Here is a 20,836-nt window from a genome sequence, read left to right on the forward strand (position 1 = left end):
CTCCCATGAAATCCATCCAAGTAGGCCTGCTCGGCGCAGGCACGGTCGGCAGCGGCACCTTCAAGGTGCTCCAGCGCAACCAGGAAGAAATCAAGCGCCGCGCCGGCCGCGGCATCGAGATCACCATGGTGGCCGACCTCGACACCGCCCGCGCCCGCGAAGTGGCCGGCGAAGGCGTGAAGGTGGTCGCCGATGCGCGCGAAGTCATCGCCAATCCCGACATCGACATCGTCATCGAACTCATCGGCGGCTACGGCATCGCCAGGCAACTGGTGCTCGAGGCCATCGCGGCCGGCAAGCACGTGGTCACGGCCAACAAGGCACTGCTCGCCGTGCACGGCACCGAAATCTTCGCGGCCGCGCATGCCAAGGGCGTGATGGTGGCCTTCGAGGCCGCGGTGGCCGGCGGCATCCCGATCATCAAGGCGCTGCGCGAAGGTCTCACGGCCAACAGCATCCAGTGGCTGGCCGGCATCATCAACGGCACGACCAACTTCATCCTGTCCGAGATGCGCGACAAGGGCCTGGACTTCGCCACCGTGCTGAAGGAAGCCCAGCGCCTGGGCTACGCCGAAGCCGACCCCACCTTCGACATCGAAGGCGTCGACGCCGCGCACAAGGTCACGCTGATGAGCGCCATCGCCTTCGGCATTCCCGTGCAGTTCGACAAGGCCCACGTCGAAGGCATCACCAAGCTCGCCGCGCAGGACATCAAGTACGCCGAACAGCTCGGCTACCGCATCAAGCTGCTGGGCGTGACCAAGCGCACCGCCCAGGGCATCGAGCTGCGCGTGCACCCGTCGCTGGTGCCGTCCAAGCGCCTGCTGGCGAACGTCGAAGGCGCCATGAACGCCGTGGTCGTGCACGGCGACGCCGTGGGCACCACGCTGTACTACGGCAAGGGCGCCGGCAGCGAGCCGACCGCCAGCGCCGTGATCGCCGACCTCGTCGACATCACCCGCCTGCACACCGCCGACGCCGCGCACCGCGTGCCGCACCTGGCCTTCCACCCGGACGCCATGAGCGACCTGAAGGTGCTGCCGATGTCGGAAGTCGTCACCAGCTACTACCTGCGCCTGCGCGTGGCCGACCAGGCAGGCGTGCTCGCCAAGGTGACGGGCCTGCTCGCCACCGCCGGCATCAGCATCGACGCCGTGCTGCAGCGCGAAGCCGACGAAGTGGGCGGCGAGGGCTCCACGCAGACCGACCTCATCATCCTCACGCACGACGCGCGCGAAGGCACCGTCAACGACGTCATGGCCGAGCTGCAGGCGCTGCCGACCGTGCTCGAGCCCATCGTGCGCATCCGCAAGGAAGAGTTGAAGTGAACTACCTGAGCACCCGCGGCCACGCCGACCGCAAGCGCTTCTGCGAAATCCTCCTCGAAGGCCTGGCGCCCGATGGCGGCCTGTACCTGCCCGAGACGTACCCGCAGGTCGACACCGCCACGCTCGCCAAATGGCGGACGCTGCCCTACGCCGAGCTGGCCTTCGAAATCCTCTCGCTGTACATCGACGACATTCCCGCGGCCGACCTGAAGGCGATCTGCGCGAAGACCTACACGGCCGAGGTGTTCGGCACCGACGAGATCGTGCCGCTGCGCGAGCTCGAAGATGGCGTGTACCTCGAAGCCCTGTCCAACGGCCCCACGCTGGCCTTCAAGGACATGGCGATGCAGCTCTTGGGCAACCTGTTCGAGTACGAACTGGCCCGCCGCGGCGCCGAGCTCAACATCCTGGGCGCCACCAGCGGCGACACCGGCAGCGCGGCCGAGTACGCCATGCGCGGCAAGAAGGGCGTGCGCGTCTTCATGACCTCGCCCGACGGGCGCATGAGCCCGTTCCAGCAGGCGCAGATGTTCAGCCTGCAGGACGCCAACATCCACAACATCGCCATCACCGGCGTGTTCGACGACTGCCAGGACATCGTCAAGGCCGTGTCGAACGACCTGGGCTTCAAGCGCAAGTACCGCATCGGCACGGTCAACTCGATCAACTGGGCGCGCCTGCTGGCGCAGGTCGTCTACTACTTCGCGGGCTACTTCCAGGCCACGGCGAGCAACGACAAGCCAGTGAGCTTCACCGTGCCCTCGGGCAACTTCGGCAACGTCTGCGCGGGCCATGTGGCACGCATGATGGGCCTGCCGATCCAGACGCTGGTGGTTGCGACCAACGAGAACGACGTGCTCGACGAGTTCTTCCGCACCGGCGTGTATCGCGTGCGCGCAGCGGTCGACACGCACGAAACCTCCAGCCCGTCGATGGACATCAGCAAGGCCAGCAACTTCGAGCGCTTCGTGTTCGACCTCGTCGGCCGCGATGCAGACCGCCTGCGCAAGCTGTTCGTGGATGACCTGGGCCTGACGGGCAGCTTCGACCTGAGCGCCGACCCGGCGTTCAAGCAGGCCGCCGAGCGCTTCGGCTTTCGCAGCGGCCGCAGCACGCACGCCGACCGGCTCGCGATGATCCGCGACACCGAGAAGCGCTTCGCGACGCTGATCGACCCGCACACCGCCGACGGCCTCAAGGCCGCGCGCGAGCAGCTCACGCCCGGCGTGCCGATGGTGGTGCTCGAGACCGCGCTGCCGATCAAGTTCGCGGCCACGGTGGTCGAGGCGCTGGGCGAGGAGCCCGCGCGCCCGAAGAAGTTCGAAGGCATCGAAGCCTTGCCCAAGCGCGTGGTCCAGCTGCCGGCCGATGCCGAGGCCGTCAAGGCCTACATCGCCCAGCACTGCGACTGACCGGGGCGCCCGCGGCATGAAGGTCGTCGGCTTCGCCGGGTATTCCGGCGCAGGCAAGACCACGCTGGTGGAGCGCCTGATTCCCGTGCTCAAGCAGCGCGGGCTGCGCGTGTCGGTGGTCAAGCATGCGCACCATCGCTTCGACATCGACCACGTCGGCAAGGACACCTGGCGCCACCGGCAGGCCGGGGCCTTCGAGGTGGTTGTCGCGTCCGACCAGCGGCTGGCGCTGATGCGCGAGTTCGAGGTGCCGGTCGAGCTCACGGTGCACCAGCTGCTCGCCGAGTTGCATCCGGCGGTCGACTGGGCGCTGGTCGAGGGCTTCCGGCACAGCGACGTGCTCAAGATCGAGGTCTGGCGCCCGAGCGGCGACGGCGAGGCGCCGCGCCCCGCGCTCTACATCGACGACCCCTTTGTCACCGCCATCGCCACCGATGCGCCGGACGGCCTGCCCGAGGCCACGGCGCGCCCGGTGCTCGACCTCAACGACGCCGAGGCCATTGCCACGTGGTTGATCGACAGCGGCGAGCGCTTCGACTACAACCCCGGACACCATGGCTGATTCCTCTCCCGTTCCCTTCGCCGCCTCGTCCTCGCGCCCGCCGCTGATGCCGCTCGATGAAGCGATCGCGGTGCTGCTCGCCAAGGCCCGGCCGCTGCTGCCGGCCGAAAGCGTCGGCACCTTCGACGCCGACGGGCGCGTGCTGGCGCAGGACCTCGTCTCGGGCCTCACCGTGCCGCCGCGCGACAACAGCGCGATGGACGGCTACGCCGTGCGCGCGGCCGATTGCGCCACGCCCGGCACCGAGCTGGCGGTGACGCAGCGCATTCCCGCCGGCACCGTCGGCACGCCGCTCGCGGCCGGCACGGCGGCGCGCATCTTCACGGGGGCGCAGATTCCCGAAGGCGCCGACGCGGTCGTCATGCAGGAAGACACGACCGCCACGCCGCAAGAGGGCGGCCTGGGGGCGGTGCGCATCGCCATCGCGCCCGTGGCCGGCCAGTGGGTGCGCCGCGCAGGCGAGGACGTGGCCTCGGGCGACGTGGTGCTCCAGCGCGGCGAACGCCTCACGCCCGCCGCGCTCGGCCTGGCCGCCAGCGTCGGCTTCGACAAGCTGCAGGTCGCGCGCAAGCCGCGCGTGGCCATGCTCTCCACCGGCGACGAGCTGGTGATGCCCGGCGAGGTCGCGCCCGACGCGATGAAGCCCGGCGCGATCTACAACTCGAACCGCTTCTTCATGCGGGCGCTGTTGCACCGCCTGGGCTGCGAGGTGAACGACCTGGGCATCGTGCCCGACAACCGCGAGGCCACCATCGCCGCGTTGCGCGATGCGGCCGAAAGCAGTGACCTGATCATCACGACCGGCGGTGTTTCGGTGGGCGAAGAAGACCATATCCGCGCCGCACTGCAGTCGCTCGGCGAGCTGCAGCTGTGGTCGCTGTCGATGAAGCCCGGCAAGCCCTTTGCCTACGGCTCGATCGCACGCAGCAACGGGCAGGGCGCCTGCCACGTCACGGGGCTGCCCGGCAACCCGGTGTCGAGCTTCCTGACCTTCCTGATGCTCGTGCGGCCCTTCCTGCTCGCGCTGCAGGGGGCCACGCGCGTGGCGCCCGCGGCCGTGCCGTTGCGCGCCGATTTCGACTGGCCGCGTGCCGACAAACGCCGCGAGTTCCTGCGCGTGCGGCGCAACGCGGCAGGCGGTCTCGACCTGTTCGCCAACCAGAGTTCGGGCGTGCTCACCTCGATGGTCTGGGGTGACGGCCTGGTCGACAACCCGGCGGGCCGGACCATCCAGGCCGGCAATACCGTGAACTTCATTCCTCTCGCATCGCTGCTCGGCTGAACCACCCCATGAAGGTCCGCATCCGTTATTTCGCCTCCGTGCGCGAGTCGCTGTCCAGCAGCGGTGAAACCGTCGACACAGCCGCCGGCACGCTCGCAGCCCTGCGCGACGAGCTCATCGCCCGCGGCGGGGCCTACGCCAGCGCGCTCGCGCGCGGCAAGGCCGTGCGCATGGCGCTCGACCAGGCCATGAGCGACGAAGCCGCCGCGCTGAACGACGACTGCGAAGTCGCGTTCTTCCCGCCCGTCACGGGCGGCTGAGCCGCGCGTCCAGCGCCACGAGGCGCTCGCGCAGGCCGTCCGACGCGCGCGTCATCGGCGAGCGCAGCTCATCACGCAGCTCGCCCGCATGCGCCAGCAAGGCCTTCAGCGGGCCCGGGTTGGGTTCGGCGAACAGCATCTCCAGCAGCGGTTGCAGCGGTTGCCATTCGGCGCGCGCCTCGGCCAGCCGGTTCTCGGCCAGCAGGCGCACCAGCCGCACGAGGCGCTTCGTCTGCACATGGCCGCTGGCCGCGATGGCGCCCACGCCGCCCTCGGCCATGGTCGCGAAGATCTGGTGGTCTTCACCCGTGAGCACCTGCAGCCGGCCGTCGGCGATCACCGCGCGCGTCTTGGCCATGTCGCCGCCGCAGTCCTTGATGCCGCGGATGCGCGGGTGCCCGGCCAGCGCCAGCATCGTCTCGCGCGCGATGGTCACGCCGGTGCGGTAGGGAATGTCGTAGACCAGCACGGGCACCGTGCTGGCATCGGCGATGGCGTGGAACCACTCGATCACGCCGGCCTGCGACGGGCGGATGTAGTGCGGGGCGGACACCAGCAGGCCCGCCAGCGGGCGTTCCGAGAGCTTGCGGGCCCAGGCCGTGGCCTTGCCCAGGTGGTAGCCCGACACGCCCATCACGACCGGCAGGCCGCCCGCGGCGGTCAGCACGGTGTCGAGCACGGCGAGCTGCTCGGCCTCGTCGAGCGCGGCGGCCTCGCCGGTCGAGCCGCAGGGCACGAAGCCGGTCACGCCGTCGTTGGCGAGCCGGCGCACGAGCGCCGCCAGGGCGGTGTGGTCGACCGCGCCGTCGCGGAACGGGGTGACGAGGGCGACCCACAGGCCCGAGAAATTGGTCGCGGTGTCGGCGGTTGGTTGTTGATGTGGCACGCAGGCTTCCTTTCAGGAATCGACCGATGGAAAGAACCACCGTCCGATGCGCGCGCAACCCAAGAGGGGCCAAAGCCTTGGCAGGTTCCGTCGCTCATCCGACGACGGAACCTCGGCTCCGGTCAGACGAGCTTTGGTTTTTTGGCTTTGTTGCCCTGGCGCGCGCGTGCCTGACCTTCGAACGAAGGCGAGAGGCGGATGGACGTGCGGCGCGAAGGCATGGGCTGCATTGTCGCGCCTAGGCCGGCGGTGCGGTGGCGCTGCGTTGCAGGCTCACGACACGGCCGCCCTCGGCGGCGCGGGCATTGCCCAGGAATTGGACCGTGACCTGGTTGCCCAGCTGCGCGTCGGTCTTGAGGTCGAGTGCGCCGAACAGCTGGCCGTCGACCCGGAACCAGCGCACCTCGGCCGTGTGCTTGCCCTGCGGCACCTGGGCCGTGAGGATTTCGGTGACCGGCCCGCTCACCGTGTGCAGGTGCGTGAACCGGCGTGCGCGCAGCAGCTGCGGCAGCACGCCGACCGCGAACACCAGCGCGCAGATGGCGGCCGCGTACCCCGCCATGAACAGGCCGAAGCCCGGGCGAAAACCGTCGGCCCACGCCGTCCCGATCGCCAGGACCGCGCCGCCCGCCAGCACGACGCCCATGAAGCGGCGGTCCGAGCGCCCGGCGCGCCGACGGTCGCGCGAGGTGGCCGGCCGCTCGGTGCGCGTGGCCTGGCGCGCCATCGGATAACGCGTGCGCAGCAGCAGATGCACGGCGTTGTCGCGCGCCACGCATTCGATCTCGACGGGCGCCTGTGCCAGGTGCCGCACCGCCGTCAGCGGCCGGCCCGTGGCGTGGCTGCGAGGCGCGTCCAGGCCCAGCACCGGCACGACGTCGATGTGGAACTGGCCGTCGACCGTGTAGCGCAGCGCGCCGCCGGGCAGGGCGGCCACGTGGTCCACGGTGCCGGCCACGGTGAACTTGCTGTTCTTCGCCAGGGCCTCGCGGGTGGCCTGGGCCAGGCGCCGGTCGATCCGCGCCCGATGGGTGAACAGCCACGCGCCCAGCAGCAAGGTGACCAGCGCCGCCGCGTTCATCGCCAGGGCCAGGCCCGCCGGGGCGCCGGGCAGCCGCCCGATCACCACGAAGACGAGGGCGCAGCCCGCCAGCAGCACGGCCAGCACCGCCAGGCCGGCGGCCGGGGTGCGCGCGGCAAGGTCGACGCGCCGCAGCATCTCGACATCGTCGGGTGTCAGGGGCTGCGACGTGGGGGCCGGCATCGGCGCAGTGTAGGGCGGCAGTGCCACAATTTGGGCATGTCCTCGCTCCCTCGCGTTTCCATCCAGACGGCCGACTTCGACGCCGGTGCCGAGATCGCCGCCCTGCGCGCGGCCGACGCGCGCGTCGGCGCCGTCTGCAGCTTCATCGGCACGGTCAGAGACCGCAACGACGGCAGCACCATCGCCTCGATGGAGCTGGAGCACTACCCCGGCATGACCGAGAAAGCCATCGAGGCCATGATCGACGAGGCCCACAAGCGCTTCGACATCCTGGGCGCGCGCGTGATCCACCGCGTGGGGCTGCTGCAGCCGCTGGACCAGATCATGATGGTGGCGGTGGTGTCCGCCCACCGCGGCCAGAGCTTCCAGGCCTGCGAGTTCCTGATGGACTACCTGAAGACGCAGGCGCCGTTCTGGAAGAAGGAGCAGACGCCCGAGGGCGCGCGCTGGGTCGATGCCCGCGTGACCGACGACGAGGCGCTGGCGCGCTGGGGCATCGCGGCCTCGAACAGCGCCACCTGAGCAGCGCGGTCGAGACTTACGGTGCGATCAGCGCCGAGGTCGCCAGTGCCTTGGCTTCCGCGCCGCAATCCTGAGCGGGCACCGCACCCGCCGCGCGTGCCTTCGCGATCTCCGACCGGGCACCCACCATCTGCGCCTGGAACACCGGGTTCGTGTGCAGCCTGGCCACCGTCGCCGCGCCGACCAGCCGACCGTTCTCGATGTCGCTCTGCCAGTGCACGCCGCAGATCGCGCGGCTCTGCGAGAAGGCCCGCCCGCGCTGCAGCAGTGCGTCGGCGCGCTCGGGCGCGAGTTCCGTCAGCACCAAGGCCCAGGCCCAGCCCACGGCCGAGTGGCCCGAGGGGTAGGAGCCGTCCTTGGCCAGCGAGGCCTCTTCGGCAGGCGTGCAGCTGCCGGTCTTGAACGCGACGAAGGGGCGTGTGCGGTTGTAGGTGTTCTTGGCCTTGTAGGTGGCCGAGCCGGCATCGGCCAGCGTGCGGCGCAGCAGCATGTTCAGGTTCGGCGTGGCTTGCTCGGAGATCGGCATGCCCAGCGCGCACGAGAACACCTCGGCGGCCTTCGGAAACTTGAGGTTGGCGTCCTGCACCGCCAGTGCGCCGCGCGGCGTGCCCTGCAGGGCCGTGAGCGCGCGGAAGGTGGCGCCGTCGGCCGCCAGCGCGGCCGAGCCCTCGGCCGGGGGCGCCGGCAGCAAGGCGAGGCTGTCGGGCAGCTCGGCCGCCGGCAGGTAGCCCTTGAGGTAGCCCGAACCCGGGCGCAATTCGCCGACTTCGGCGGGGGAGATCGGCGCGGTGCTGCCGCAGGCGCCGAGCAGCAGCGCGGCCGCCAGCGAGGCGGCGAGGGTCGTGAATCGCATGAGGGATGTGTCTCCGGCTTTGTTGTTGGAAGGCGAGGGCCCATCGTAGAGGGGCTCCGCCCGGCCGGAAGATCACCCAGGTGACGGCCGTGCCGGGCCGTACCAGGTCGCGCAGCTCAGGGCTTGAAGCCGCTCGCCTGGATGATCTTTTCCCAGGTCTGCGTGTAGGTGCGCACGCGGCCCGCGAACTGGCCCTGGGGCTCGTAGCCGACCGTCAGGCCCATGGTGGTGAGCTTCTGCTTCACGTCGGGCATGGCCAGCACCTTCTGCAGCGCGTCGCCATACTTGTCGATGACGGCTTGCGGCGTGCCCACCGGCGCGAAGATGCCGTAGTAGGGCAGGTCTTCCAGGTTCGCAAAGCCCAGCTCGGTGAAGGTCGGCACGTTCGGCAGCAGGGCCTGGCGCTTGGCGCCGATGGAGGCCACGATGCGCACCTTGCCCGCGCGGTGGTTCTCGATGAAGTCGGGCACCGAGGCGATGCCCGCCGTGATCTGGTTGCCCAGCATGTCGGCCGTCATGGGCGCGCTGCCGCGGTAGGGCGCGGGCTGCACGTCGATCTTGTACTTGTCCGAGATCATCTTCACGAGGAACTCGGGGATCGACGCCGGCGCCGGCACACCGATCGTTTCCTTGCCGCCCTTTTGCGTGCGGATCCACTTCACGTACTCGTCGATGCTCTTGGCCGGCGTGCCGCCCGACACCGCCAGCACGTTGGCAAAGGTGGCAAAGCCGGCCACGGGCACGAAGTCGGTCGCGGGGTTGAAGCCCGGGTTCTTCACCACCTGCGGCAGGATCGAGATCGAGTGGTCATGCGACAGGAACAGCGTGTGGCCGTCGGCCGGCGCGGCCTTCAGCGCCTGCGCCGCGATCTGGCCGCCTGCACCTGCGCGGTTCTCGACCACCACGGGCACGCCCAGCACGTCCTTGAGCTTTTCGCCCAGGGTGCGCGCAATGGCGTCGGTGCCCGCGCCGGCGGGAAAGCCCACCAAGAGGCGCACCGGCGTGCCGCTCTGGGCCTGTGCCAGGCCGGCCATGCCCATGGCCGCAGCCAAGAGACCCACGCTGAACGCGCGGCGCATCGGTTGGACGCGCTGCATTGAAAAAACCATGATCGACTCCATTCGAAGAAAGAGAGAAATGCCTACGGCAGGAAGGTGCGGGGCCCGGTGCAATACCCGTGCCCAGGGTGCAAATCCGATTCGCAACCTTGAATCGTGCCCGAACAGCCCTATTTTGGATGCAGGAATACCACCATGCGACAAGACAAACTCACCACCAAATTTCAGGAAGCACTGAGCGACGCCCAGTCGCTCGCCCTTGGCAGCGACAACGCCTACATCGAACCGGCCCACCTGCTGGTCGCGATGCTGCGCCAGGACGACGGCCCGCGCGCCCTGCTGGAGCGTGCCGGCGTCAACGTGCCCGGGCTGCTGCAGGCCGCCGAAGGCGCCATCAAGAAACTGCCCCAGGTGCAGGGCCACGACATCGTGCAGGTCGGCCCCGAGCTGGGCAAGCTGCTGCAGGCGACCGAGAAGGAAGCCATCAAGCGCAATGACCAGTTCATCGCGGGCGAACTCTTTCTGCTCGCCGTGGCCGACAGCAAGGCCGACATCGGCAAGATCGCCAAGGACAACGGCCTGAGCCGCAAGTCGCTCGAGGCCGCCATCGAGGCCGTGCGCGGTGGGCAGGGCGTGAACAGCGCCGACGCCGAAGGCCAGCGCGAAGCCCTCAAGAAATACTGCCTGGACCTCACCGAGCGCGCCCGCCTGGGCAAGCTCGACCCGGTCATCGGCCGCGACGAGGAAATCCGCCGCGCCATCCAGGTGCTGCAACGCCGCACCAAGAACAACCCCGTGCTCATCGGCGAACCCGGCGTGGGCAAGACCGCCATCGTCGAAGGCCTGGCCCAGCGCATCGTCGCGGGCGAAGTGCCCGAGTCGCTGAAGGGCAAACGCGTGCTGTCGCTCGACATGGCCGCGCTGCTGGCCGGTGCCAAGTTCCGCGGCGAGTTCGAAGAGCGCCTGAAGACCGTGCTCAACGAACTCGCGAAGGACGAAGGCCAGACCATCGTCTTCATCGACGAGCTGCACACCATGGTCGGTGCCGGCAAGGCCGAAGGCGCGATGGACGCGGGCAACATGCTCAAGCCCGCGCTCGCGCGCGGCGAGCTGCACTGCGTGGGTGCCACCACCCTGGACGAGTACCGCAAGTACATCGAGAAGGACGCCGCGCTGGAGCGCCGCTTCCAGAAGATCATCGTGGGCGAGCCCAGCGTCGAGGCCACCATCGCCATCCTGCGCGGTCTGCAGGAGAAGTACGAAGTGCACCACGGCGTGCAGATCACCGACCCGGCCATCGTGGCCGCGGCCGAATTGAGTGACCGTTACATCACCGACCGCTTCCTGCCCGACAAGGCCATCGACCTCATCGACGAAGCCGCGGCCAAGATCAAGATCGAGATGGACTCCAAGCCCGAGGTCATGGACCGCCTCGACCGGCGTCTGATCCAGCTGCAGATCGAGCGCGAAGCCGTGCGCCGCGAAAAGGACGAAGCCTCGCAGAAGCGCTTCGGCCTCATCGAGGACGAGATCACCAAGCTGCAAAAGGAAATCGCCGACTACGACGAGATCTGGCAGGCCGAGAAGGCCCAGGCCCAGGGCAGCGCGCACGTGCGCGAAGACATCGACAAGATCAAGTTCCAGATCGAAGAGTGGAAGCGCAAGGGCGACTTCAACAAGGTCGCCGAGCTGCAATACGGCCAGCTGCCGGCGCTCGAGAAGCGCCTGAAGGAAGCCGAGGAAAGCGAAGCGAGCAAGGGCAAGTCCAGTGCGCCCACGCTGCTGCGCACGCAGGTCGGTTCGGAAGAAATCGCCGAGGTCGTGGCGCGCGCCACCGGCATCCCGGTCGCCAAGCTCATGCAGGGCGAGCGCGACAAGCTGCTCGTCATGGAAGACAAGCTGCACGAACGCGTGGTCGGCCAGGACGAGGCCATCGGTGCGGTCGCCAATGCGATCCGCCGCTCGCGTTCGGGCCTCTCCGATCCGAACCGCCCCACGGGTTCGTTCCTGTTCCTCGGCCCCACGGGCGTGGGCAAGACCGAACTGTGCAAGGCGCTCGCGGGCTTCCTGTTCGACAGCGAAGACCACCTGATCCGCATCGACATGAGCGAGTTCATGGAGAAGCATTCGGTCGCCCGCCTCATCGGCGCGCCGCCGGGCTACGTGGGCTATGAAGAGGGCGGCTACCTCACGGAAGCCGTGCGCCGCAAGCCCTACAGCGTGGTGCTGCTCGACGAGGTCGAGAAGGCCCACCCCGACGTGTTCAACGTGCTGCTGCAGGTGCTCGACGACGGTCGCCTCACGGACGGCCAGGGCCGCACCGTGGACTTCAAGAACACCGTGATCGTGATGACCAGCAACATCGGCTCGCCGATCATCCAGGCGATGGTGGGCCAGCCGAGCGAGGAGATCAAGGAGGCGGTGTGGGACGAGCTGAAGAACTACTTCCGCCCCGAGTTCCTGAACCGCATCGACGAGACCGTCGTGTTCCACGCGCTCGACGCGAAGAACATCGAATCGATCGCCGCGATCCAGCTCAAGGTGCTGCAGGCGCGCCTGGCGAAGATGGACCTGGGCCTGCAGGTGTCGCCTGCGGCGCTGGCCGAGATCGCCAAGGTCGGCTTCGACCCGGTGTTCGGTGCGCGTCCGCTCAAGCGCGCGATCCAGCAGCGCATCGAGAACCCGCTCTCGAAGCTGTTGCTGGACGGCAGCTTCGGGCCGAAGGACACGATCGAGGTCGAAACCGACCCGATCCAGTCGCCGGGCCAGTTCTCGTTCCGCAAGGGCGGGGAACCAACGGCGGCTGCATCGGCCTAAAGTCGGATGATGAACTTCATTCTTCGCGTCATTCTTCTGCTCCTGGGGCTGGTCTTCGCGGCCAGCCTGGCCGTGGCGGCCCTGCTGCTGGCGGCGGTATGGGGTGTGCGCTACGCCTGGGGGCGCCTCACGGGCAAGCCCGTGACGCCCTGGGTCATGCGTTTCAACCCGCGCTCGGGCTTCGACCGATTTCGCCATGCGGCACAACAGCCGGCCGAGCCCACGGCGGCCGACGTGGTCAGCGCCCGTGCGCGCGGCGAGTCGGTGCGCAGCCCGGTCGTGCTGGGCCCGGCCGACGATGTGACCGACGTGCGGGCCCGCCCCGTGCGCGGCGACTGAGCTTCTTGCTTCCCGATCAGGCGCTGTACAGCGCCTCGATCTCGTTGGCGTAGGCCTTGTAGATGCTGGAGCGCCGCACCTTCATGGTTGCGGTGACTTCACCGTCGTCATGGTCCAACTCTTTGGTGAGCAGATGAAAACGTCTGATCTGCGACACCTGCGCCAGCTTCCCGTTGCCGCGCGCCACTTCGGCCTCGATCAGCGCGCGCACCTTGGGTTCTTCCACCAGCGAGCGGAAATGCGTGAACGGCAGGCGCTGGGCTTCGGCCCATTTGCCGACCGTTTCGTAGTCGATCTGCAGCAGCGCGCCGACGAACTTGCGGCCGTCCGCCACCACGATGCATTCCTTGATGAAGGGGCTGCCCTTCATGGTGTTCTCGATCTCCGAGGGCGTGAGGTTCTTGCCGCCGGCGGTGATCATGATGTCCTTCAGCCGGTCGACGATGCGCAGCTGCCCGCCGGCTTCCTCGCGCACCACGTCGCCCGTGTGCAGCCAGCCATCGCGGATCGATGAGGCCGTGGCCTCGGGGTTCTTGTAGTAGCCCTCGAACACCATGTCGCCGCGCACCAGCAGCTCGCCGGCTTCGCCCACGCGGTGCTCGGTGCCCAGCGTCGGTGGCCCGACGGTGCCGATGGTCACGGCGTCCGCGCGGTGGCCCGAGACCATGCCGGTCGATTCGGTGAGGCCGTACACCTCGACCAGCGGCACGCCCAGCGTGCGAAAGAAGCGCACCACGTCCGCGGGAATCGGCGCGGCGCCCGTGAGCGCGATGCGCACGCGGCGCAGGCCGATGAAGTTCTGCAGCGCGCGCAGTACGGTCCAGTAGGCGAGGGCGAAGCGGCCGCGCTCGGCCAGCGTCCAGGCGCTGCGCGGCTTCTCGGCCAGCGGCGCGCAGGCCTCGATGGCCTTGTGGAACAGGGCGCGCTGCAGCCGCCCGGTTTCCTGCATCTTGATGCTGATGCCCGCGTGCAGCTTTTCCCAGATGCGCGGCACGCCGAGGAACATGGTGGGCGCCACCTCGCGCAGGTCTTCCTGCACGGTGCGGATCGATTCGCCGAAGTTGACCTGCGAGCCCAGGTACAGCGGCACGAAGGCCGTGAGCATCTGCTCGGCGACGTGGCACAGCGGCAGGTACGACAGGTGCGTGGTGCTGCCGTCGAGCCCGAGCCGATCGACGATGCCGGGCACGACCCCGCGGATGTTGCGGTACGAAATCATCGCGCCCTTGGGCTTGCCCGTGGAGCCCGAGGTGTAGATCATCAAACCGATGTCGGCCAGCGTCTGGCGCTGCAGCGCGGCGTCGATGAGCGCGGTGCCGTCGCGTGCCAGCACCTCGGTGCCGGCCTGCTCGACTTCCGCAAAGGTCGCGATGCGTTCGCGCACTTCGGGTGGGTAGCTCGCGAGGCCCTTGGTCTCGATCACGACGATCTTGCGCAGGCGCGGCAACTGGTCGAGGGCGTCGAGCACCTTGTCGGTCTGCTCCTGGTCCTCGCAGACGATCACCTCGATGTCCGCATGGCCGACCACGTAGGCGACCTCGTTGCTCGGGCTGGTGGGGTACACGCCCACGGTCACGGCGCCGATGAGCCCCGCGCCCATCTGCGCGAGCAGCCACTCGACGCGGTTCTCCGAGATCACGCCCAGGTGCCCGCCGGGCGCGAGGCCCATCGCGTGCAGGCCCAGGCCGAAGCGGCTGGCGCGCTGCAGGTAGCCGGCCCAGTCCAGCGGGTGCCAGATGCCGAAGTCCTTCTGCCGGATCGCGATGCGCTGCGGCTGCAGGCGTGCCTGCTCGCGCAGCATCTGCGGCAGCGTGAGCGAAGGGAGCGGGTTCGTCGTCATGACAGCCAGCGCTTGCGGCGCTTGTAGTGCTTCAGCTCGCGGAAGCTGCGCGATTCGCCGCTGCCGCCCACGCCCAGGTAAAACTCGCGCACATCGGGGTCGGCCGCGAGGCGCTCGGCGCTGCCGTCGATCACGACCTTGCCGCTTTCCATGATGTAGCCCGTGTGGGCGATGGCCAGTGCCACGCTGGCGTTCTGTTCCACCAGCAGCATCGAGGTGCCGCGCTCGGCGTTGATGCGCGCGATGATCGTGAAGATGTCTTCGACGAGCTTGGGCGACAGGCCCAGCGAGGGCTCGTCGAGCAATATCAATTGAGGCTGCGCCACCAGCGCACGCCCGATGGCGAGCATCTGCTGCTCGCCGCCCGAAAGATAGCCCGCAAGGCCCTTGCGGCGCTCGTGCAGGCGAGGGAAGTAGGCATAGACGTCGTCGAAGTTGCGCGACGCCGGCGCGACGCCCGTGCGCCCGGTCAGCGCGTAGGTCGCGGCGACCAGGTTCTCTTCGACCGTGAGGTCCTCGAACACGCGCCGGCCTTCCATCACATGGCTCAGGCCGCGCCGCACCAGCTGCTGCGGCGCGAGCCGCTCGGTGGGCGCGCCGTCGAACACGATGCGCCCGGCCTCGACCTCGCCGTCTTCCAGTGCGAGCAGGCCCGACACCGCCTTCAGCGTGGTCGACTTGCCCGCGCCGTTGCTGCCCAGCAGCGCCACGATCTGTCCGCGCGGCACGGCCAGCGACAGGCCGCGCAAGACTTGCACGACCTTGTTGTAGACCACCTCGATGTTGTTGACCTCGAGCACGAGGTCGGGCGGTGCCGCGCGCGCGTCCATCGTGTCGGTCAGTTCAGTGCGATCCAGTCGGACGCCGGCACCATCTTCTGTGCCTTCATGTCGGCCTTGTAGACGCGGCCCACGGGAATCGAGTTGCCCTTGATGGTGATCGGCGTGCCGATGATCCCGCCGGTGTCGAAGTCCTTGATGGTGTTGAGCGCGGCCTTCAGGTTCTTGCCGTCCAGCGGCTTGCCGGCGTCGAGCGTGCGCTTGGCGGCCTCGGTGAACAGCATCGCCGTGAGGAAGCCCTGCGTGTAGGCCGTGCTCTGGTACTCGGGGCGCAGCGCGCGGATCTTGTCGAGCATCGGCGCCTTGGCCGAGGTGTCGTAGTAGTAGCGGTAGGGCATGACGCCCATGAAGCCGTCGCCGCCTTCGCCCATCTTCATGACGGTGGAGCTGTCCATGGTCCAGAAGGTGCCCATCCACTTGCTGGTCATGCCCATCTGCTTGCCCTGCTGCACGAACTCGGGAATGGGCGCCAGGATGTAGCCGTGGAAGATCGTGTAGTCGGGCGCGGCGCGGCGCAGCTTGATGACCTCGGTCGACACGTCGACGCTGCCCGCGGGCGTCATGAGCTTCACGGGCACGCTCAGGCCCAGCTTCTTGGCAGCGGCTTCGCTGGCCTCGATGGGGTCGCGGCCGAACTCGGAGTCGGAGTACACGAAGGCCACCTTCGCGCCCGGCTTTTCCTTGGCGATGTGGCGCAGCAGGATGCCGATCTGCTCGGTGTAGTCGGGGCCCACGAGGAACTGGTTCGGGTACTTGGCCGGGTCGTTGAGCTCGGTGGCAAACGAGGCGCCCGCCATCAGGATCTGGCCGCCGCGGTCCAGCTCGGGGTTGATGGTCTTGGAGAAACCGGTGGAGTCGCCGTAGTAGAGGTTGACCTTGTTCTGGCTCGTGATCTTCTTGAAGGCCGCCACCGACACGTCGACCTTGTAGCCCGTGTCTTCCGGCACGTAGCGCAGCTTGCGGCCCTTGATGCCGCCCGCGTCGTTGACGATCTTCACGTAGTCGGCAATGCCGGCGTTGATGCCCACGCCCGCGAAGGCGAACACACCGGTCATCGGGATCGAGCCGCCGATGACGATGTCTTCATTGCCTTGCGCGTTCGCCGCGAAGGGCACGGCGGCGGCCAGGCCCGCGGCGATCAGCAGGGCGCGGCGCTGGGGGGAAAGCTTCTTCGTTGTCTTGGGCATGTGTGTCTCCTGGTTCTAGTTACGAAACGGCCATAGATGGAAAAAGCGGCGTATGCGCCGCCACACTTCTGCGAGCCCGTGCGGCTCGAACACCAGAAATCCGACGATGAGCAGGCCGAAGACGACGGTGCGCACCGGCGAGAGGAACACGGTCATCTCGACGCCGCCCGGCAGCAGGTCGACCACCAGCTTGAGCAGCTCGGGCACCATGGTCATGAACACGGCGCCGAAGATGCCGCCCAGGATGGTGCCCATGCCGCCGACGATGATGGCCGCCAGGAAGAAGATCGACATCAGCAGCGGAAAGCTCTCGGGCGTGACCACGCGAAAGAAGTAGGCCCACAGGCCACCCGCCACGCCCGCGTAGAACGACGACAGCCCGAACGACAGCAGCTTGTAGCGCAGCAGTGGAATGCCCAGCACCTCGGCCGAGATGTCGCGGTCGCGGATGGCGATGAAGGCGCGGCCCACGCGCGTGCGAAACAGGTTGGCCGCGCCGAGCACCATGAGCACCATCACCGGAACGATCACCCAGTACAGGCGGAACGACGTGTCCAGCGGCAGGCCGAAGAGCTGCGCGGGCGGCAGCGAGATGCCCGTGGTGCCGCCCGTGAGCTTGAGGTTGGCGAACAGGAAGTGCGTGATGAACGACGCGGCGATGGTCGCGATGGCCAGGTACAGGCCCTTCACGCGCAGCGACGGGATGCCGACGACCAAGCCGCCGAGCATGGCGACCACGCCGCCCGCGAGGATGTTCAGCAGGAAGGGCGTGCCCAGCCGCGTCTGCATGATCGCGACGGTGTAGGCGCCCAGCCCCATGAACGCGGCCTGCCCGAGGCTCACGAGGCCCGTGTAGCCCGTGAGAATGTTCAGGCCCGTGGCGCTCGCGACGTTGATGGCGACAAGGCACGCGAGGTACAGCCAGTAGTCGCTGGCCATGAAGGGGAACAGCACGAGCAGCGCCGCGCCGATCGCGAGCCACACCTTCTGCGTGCGCGAATCGAACAGCGCCGCGTCGGCGATGTAGCTTTGCTTGAGGGTGCCGATGCGCATGGCTAGAGTCTCTCGATCTCGTGCGTGCCGAAGAGGCCGTAGGGCCGCACCATCAGCACGAACACCAGCACGATGAAGGTGGCGAGCAGCTTGTATTCGCCGCCCAGGTAGGAGCCGGCCAGCGCTTCGATGAGTCCGATGAGCACGCCGCCGACGAGTGCGCCGAGCACGCTGTCGAGCCCGCCGACGATCACCACCACCAGCACCGACAGCCCGAACACGCCCATCGACGACGAGATGCCGCCGATGGCGCCGACGATGATGCCGGCCACCGCCGCGATCATGGCCGAGGCCACCCAGGCCAGCGAGAACACGCGCGGCACGTGGATGCCCATCGAGTAGGCGGCGGCCTGGTCCGAGGCCGTGGCCCGCAGCGCGACGCCGCCGCGCCAGAAGCGAAACAGCAGCAGCACCAGCCCGATCAGCACCACCGCGATCAATGCGCCGTAGGCGATCTTCGGTGCCAGGAAGGCCTCGCCGATCATCACGGGCGTGTTGGGCAAAAACTCGGGCAGGCGGCGCTGGTCGGCGGTCCAGATGATCTCGACCAGCCCGACGAGGATCGATGCGAGACCGACCGTCACCATGAACACCGAGATCGGCGGCTCGCCCAGCAGCGGGCGGATCATGGTGCGCTCGATCACCGCGCCCAGCAGGCCGGTGCCGATCACCGAGCCCAGCACCGCCATCCAGATCGGCAGCGAGAAGCTCGCGGCGAAGGTGAAGAACAGGTAGGCGCCGACCATCAGCATCTCGCCGATGGCGATGTTGACCACGCGCGTGGCCTTGTAGACCAGCACGAAGGCCAGCGCCGCCAGCGCATACAGGCCGCCGCCGGCGATGCCGGTGAGTGCGATCTCGAAGAGGTAGGCCCAATCCATCAGGCGGCTCCCACGGCAGCTTCGCCGCGCAGCCGGCGACGTAGCTCGCCCACGTCGCCTGCGCCGAGGTAGGCGCGGATCACTTCCGGGTCGGCCTGCACCTGCGCGGGCGTGCCTTGCGCGATGACCTGGCCGAAGTTGAGCACCACCACGTGGTCCGACAGGTCCATCACCATGCCCATGTCGTGCTCCACCATCAGCACCGTGATGCCCCATTCACGCCGCACGTCGAGGATGAAGCGCGCCATGTCTTCGGTCTCTTCGCGGTTCATGCCAGCCACGGGTTCGTCGAGCATCAGCACCTTGGGCTGCATGGCCAGCGCACGCGCCATTTCCACGCGCTTTTGCAGGCCGTAGGGCAGGGCGGCGACGGAGGCGTGGCGGATGTGGTCGATCTCGAGGAAATCGATGATGCGTTCTTCCACGTCGCGGCGCAGCTCGGCTTCTTCGCGGCGCGCGCGGCCCAGGTAGAAGAGGGCGTCGAACACGTTGGTCTTCAGGTGCGCGTGGCGGCCGAGCTTGATGTTGTCGAGCACGGTCATGCCGCGGAACAGCGCGATGTTCTGGAAGCTGCGCGCCAGGCCGAGCGCGGCGCGCTTGGGAGCTGGCAGGCGGGTGATGTCGGCGCCCTCGAACAGCACGCGGCCCTGTGAGGGCTTGTAGAAACCCGAGATGGTGTTGAACAGCGAGGTCTTGCCCGCGCCGTTGGGCCCGATCACCGCGGTGATGGAGCCGGGCGCGACGCTGAAGCCCACATTGGTGAGCGCCTTCACGCCGCCGAATGCCAGCGTCAATGCCTCGGCCTGCAGCACCGGGGCCGTGGCGGAAGGTGCGGACATGGAGGGTTCCCGTCGGGTCTCGTCAGGCATGGCTAAGGGGCGCGCCGCAAGGTCAGGGTTTGTGTCCAGCAGCGAAATGCTACTGGCCCGTAAAATTCCTACTGGCCGGTAATGTCCGTGTTCGCCGCAGTTCGCGGCATCGGGACTTTCCCCGCCCGCACAAACCCCATGCCCCGTTCCACCGCCGTTCCTGCTTCAGCCTCCCCGTGGGCGCCTGCCGACCGCCGTGCGCAGCAGCGCGAGGTCAAGCGCATGGCCGTGTTGCGCACGGCCGCCCAGCTGTTCAACGAGCGCGGCTTCCACGCGACCTCGCTCGACGACATTGCCGAGCGGCTCAACGTGAGCAAGCCCACGCTGTACTACTACATCGAGAACAAGGACCAGATCCTGCTCGAGTGCGTGAAGATGGCGCTGGACCTCATGCAGACCGGCATCGGCGAGGTGCGCGCCGCGGGCGGCAGTGCCATCGACCAGCTCAAGGCCTGCATGCGCATCTACTCGGGCGTGGTCACGCAGGACTTCGGCATGTGCGTGATCCGCATCGGCGAAGACCCGCTGCCCGATCCGCTCAAGAAGGAACTGCGCCGCCTCAAGGCCGGCATCGACGGGCATTTCCGCCGCCTCATCGAAGAGGGCGTGGCCGAAGGCGCGCTGGCGCCCTGCGACCCGAAGATGGCGGCCTTCATGCTGGCCGGCGCGCTGAGCTGGATCGGCCGCTGGTACCGCCCCGACGGCGACCTCACGCCCGACCAGATCGCCGACCAGGGCATCGAGCTGCTGCTCAACGGCGTGCTGCAGCGCGCCCCGACGAAAGCGAACCCATGACTTCAGAGACTTCTTCTTCGCCCCTCCTGGTGGGCCGCGAAGGCGCGGTGGCCACGCTGCGCTTCAACCGGCCGGCCGCGCTCAATGCCATCGACGTGCCGATGGCCACCGCCTTCCTCACCGCCGCGCGCACGTTGGCTGCCGACAAGAGCGTGCGCGCCGTGCTGCTGAGCGGCGCGGGCAAGGGCTTCATGGCCGGCGGCGACCTCGGCGTGCTCAGCGCCGACCCGAAGCAGGGCGCGGCCGATCTCATCGGCCCGCTGCATGAAGCGCTGACCGTGCTCGACGCCATGGACGCGCCGCTGGTCGCCCAGGTGCACGGCGTGGCGGCCGGCGCCGGCCTGAGCCTGATGCTGCAGGCCGACTTCGTGCTCGCGGCCGAGGGCACGCGCTTCAACCTGGCCTACGTGAACGTCGGCACCAGCTGCGACGTCGGCGCCTCGTGGGCGCTGCCGCGCCTGGTCGGCATGCGCCGCGCGCTGGAGATCGCGATGCTCGGCGACACCTACGACACCGCCGCCGCCGAGCGCATGGGCCTCATCAACCGCGTGGTGCCCGCGGCCGAGCTCGAAGCCGAGGCCATGGCGCTCGCGCAGCGGCTGGCCAAGGGGCCGACCGTGGCGCTGGGCCACCTGCGCCGGCTGATGCGTGGCTCGCTCGACCGCGACCTCGCGAGCCAGCTCGACGCCGAGTCGGCCGCGTTCCAGTCGTGCGCCGCCACCGCCGATTTCCGCATCGGCCTCGATGCCTTTTTCGGCAAGAAGCCCGCGGCCTTCACGGGTCGCTGAA

General features: G+C 68.6%; 20 protein-coding genes. 10 read left to right on the top strand and 10 right to left on the bottom strand.

Annotated elements, in window-relative coordinates; all coding sequences use genetic code 11:
* Positions 1-5 precede the first annotated feature (5 nt).
* The 5 genes from AC1RGU_RS05470 to AC1RGU_RS05490 are packed head-to-tail and all read left to right on the top strand — an operon-like array spanning position 6 to position 4,844.
* Positions 6-1,328 carry a homoserine dehydrogenase gene (locus AC1RGU_RS05470; RefSeq protein ID WP_095950776.1) on the top strand — a complete coding sequence of 441 codons (1,323 nt, stop codon included), beginning with the start codon at positions 6-8 and terminating at the stop codon, positions 1,326-1,328.
* Entirely contained in the window at positions 1,325-2,740 is a 1,416-nt protein-coding gene (gene thrC / locus AC1RGU_RS05475) for a threonine synthase (protein ID WP_492695250.1), read from the top strand. Before AC1RGU_RS05470 ends, thrC begins: the two co-directional genes overlap by 4 nt.
* Positions 2,741-2,756: 16 nt before the next feature.
* Entirely contained in the window at positions 2,757-3,302 is a 546-nt protein-coding gene (mobB, locus tag AC1RGU_RS05480) for a molybdopterin-guanine dinucleotide biosynthesis protein B (RefSeq protein WP_095744706.1), read from the top strand.
* Positions 3,295-4,584 (top strand): molybdopterin molybdotransferase MoeA, encoded by a 1,290-nt coding sequence (locus AC1RGU_RS05485; protein WP_492695252.1) that lies wholly within the window; start codon positions 3,295-3,297, stop codon positions 4,582-4,584. The genes mobB and AC1RGU_RS05485 overlap by 8 nt, the downstream gene beginning before the upstream one ends.
* A gap of 8 nt (positions 4,585-4,592) precedes the next feature.
* On the top strand, positions 4,593-4,844 hold the full coding sequence (locus AC1RGU_RS05490; RefSeq protein WP_492695254.1) for a MoaD/ThiS family protein: 252 nt from the start codon (positions 4,593-4,595) through the stop codon (positions 4,842-4,844).
* Here the strand turns inward: AC1RGU_RS05490 and dapA are convergent.
* Entirely contained in the window at positions 4,831-5,730 is a 900-nt protein-coding gene (gene dapA, locus AC1RGU_RS05495; protein WP_492695256.1) for a 4-hydroxy-tetrahydrodipicolinate synthase, read from the bottom strand. The genes AC1RGU_RS05490 and dapA overlap by 14 nt on opposite strands.
* Positions 5,731-5,968: 238 nt before the next feature.
* Entirely contained in the window at positions 5,969-6,994 is a 1,026-nt protein-coding gene (locus tag AC1RGU_RS05500) for a hypothetical protein (RefSeq protein WP_492695258.1), read from the bottom strand.
* Positions 6,995-7,030: 36 nt separating this feature from the next.
* Here AC1RGU_RS05500 and AC1RGU_RS05505 point away from each other — a divergent pair, with 36 nt between their 5' ends.
* Positions 7,031-7,516, top strand: coding sequence for a molybdenum cofactor biosynthesis protein MoaE (locus tag AC1RGU_RS05505; protein ID WP_447743081.1), 486 nt, complete (start codon positions 7,031-7,033; stop codon positions 7,514-7,516).
* A 16-nt stretch (positions 7,517-7,532) separates the two neighbouring features.
* On the opposite strand, the gene AC1RGU_RS05510 is transcribed toward AC1RGU_RS05505, so the two are convergent.
* Positions 7,533-8,369, bottom strand: coding sequence for an acid phosphatase (locus AC1RGU_RS05510; RefSeq protein WP_492695259.1), 837 nt, complete (start codon positions 8,367-8,369; stop codon positions 7,533-7,535).
* A 116-nt stretch (positions 8,370-8,485) separates the two neighbouring features.
* Complete coding sequence (locus AC1RGU_RS05515; RefSeq protein WP_172438470.1) at positions 8,486-9,466, bottom strand: Bug family tripartite tricarboxylate transporter substrate binding protein; 981 nt, start codon at positions 9,464-9,466, stop codon at positions 8,486-8,488.
* 156 nt (positions 9,467-9,622) lie between these two features.
* Between AC1RGU_RS05515 and clpB the strand changes: the two genes are divergently transcribed.
* Positions 9,623-12,244, top strand: a complete 2,622-nt coding sequence (gene clpB / locus AC1RGU_RS05520) for an ATP-dependent chaperone ClpB (RefSeq protein ID WP_159272522.1) — start codon at positions 9,623-9,625, stop codon at positions 12,242-12,244.
* 9 nt (positions 12,245-12,253) lie between these two features.
* Positions 12,254-12,583, top strand: a complete 330-nt coding sequence (locus AC1RGU_RS05525) for a hypothetical protein (RefSeq protein WP_223301262.1) — start codon at positions 12,254-12,256, stop codon at positions 12,581-12,583.
* Between the two features lie 16 nt (positions 12,584-12,599).
* Here AC1RGU_RS05525 and AC1RGU_RS05530 read toward each other — a convergent pair whose 3' ends face one another.
* From AC1RGU_RS05530 to AC1RGU_RS05555, 6 genes are read right to left on the bottom strand one after another with little or no spacing between them, the layout of a single operon-like run.
* Positions 12,600-14,423: an AMP-dependent synthetase/ligase gene (locus tag AC1RGU_RS05530; RefSeq protein WP_492695261.1), complete on the bottom strand. Its 1,824-nt coding sequence runs from the start codon at positions 14,421-14,423 to the stop codon at positions 12,600-12,602.
* Positions 14,420-15,253, bottom strand: a complete 834-nt coding sequence (locus AC1RGU_RS05535) for an ABC transporter ATP-binding protein (RefSeq protein ID WP_095744716.1) — start codon at positions 15,251-15,253, stop codon at positions 14,420-14,422. The genes AC1RGU_RS05530 and AC1RGU_RS05535 overlap by 4 nt, the downstream gene beginning before the upstream one ends.
* Positions 15,254-15,261: 8 nt before the next feature.
* Positions 15,262-16,449, bottom strand: coding sequence for an ABC transporter substrate-binding protein (locus tag AC1RGU_RS05540; RefSeq protein WP_487849224.1), 1,188 nt, complete (start codon positions 16,447-16,449; stop codon positions 15,262-15,264).
* Positions 16,450-16,464: 15 nt separating this feature from the next.
* Positions 16,465-17,502 carry a branched-chain amino acid ABC transporter permease gene (locus tag AC1RGU_RS05545; RefSeq protein ID WP_307694195.1) on the bottom strand — a complete coding sequence of 346 codons (1,038 nt, stop codon included), beginning with the start codon at positions 17,500-17,502 and terminating at the stop codon, positions 16,465-16,467.
* Positions 17,503-17,504: 2 nt separating this feature from the next.
* Positions 17,505-18,383, bottom strand: a complete 879-nt coding sequence (locus AC1RGU_RS05550; protein ID WP_062472963.1) for a branched-chain amino acid ABC transporter permease — start codon at positions 18,381-18,383, stop codon at positions 17,505-17,507.
* The gene (locus tag AC1RGU_RS05555) at positions 18,383-19,222 is read right to left on the bottom strand and encodes an ABC transporter ATP-binding protein (RefSeq protein ID WP_354347120.1); all 840 of its coding nucleotides are present in this window, start codon (positions 19,220-19,222) and stop codon (positions 18,383-18,385) included. The genes AC1RGU_RS05550 and AC1RGU_RS05555 overlap by 1 nt, the downstream gene beginning before the upstream one ends.
* A 168-nt stretch (positions 19,223-19,390) precedes the next feature.
* On the opposite strand from AC1RGU_RS05555, the gene AC1RGU_RS05560 reads away from it, so the two are divergent.
* Both AC1RGU_RS05560 and AC1RGU_RS05565 read left to right on the top strand, forming a co-directional pair.
* Positions 19,391-20,047, top strand: a complete 657-nt coding sequence (locus AC1RGU_RS05560) for a TetR/AcrR family transcriptional regulator (RefSeq protein WP_235926668.1) — start codon at positions 19,391-19,393, stop codon at positions 20,045-20,047.
* Entirely contained in the window at positions 20,044-20,835 is a 792-nt protein-coding gene (locus tag AC1RGU_RS05565; RefSeq protein ID WP_492695263.1) for an enoyl-CoA hydratase/isomerase family protein, read from the top strand. The genes AC1RGU_RS05560 and AC1RGU_RS05565 overlap by 4 nt, the downstream gene beginning before the upstream one ends.
* Position 20,836 lies beyond the last annotated feature (1 nt).

The sequence above is a fragment of the Variovorax sp. GW823-FHT02B07 genome (assembly GCF_058797695.1).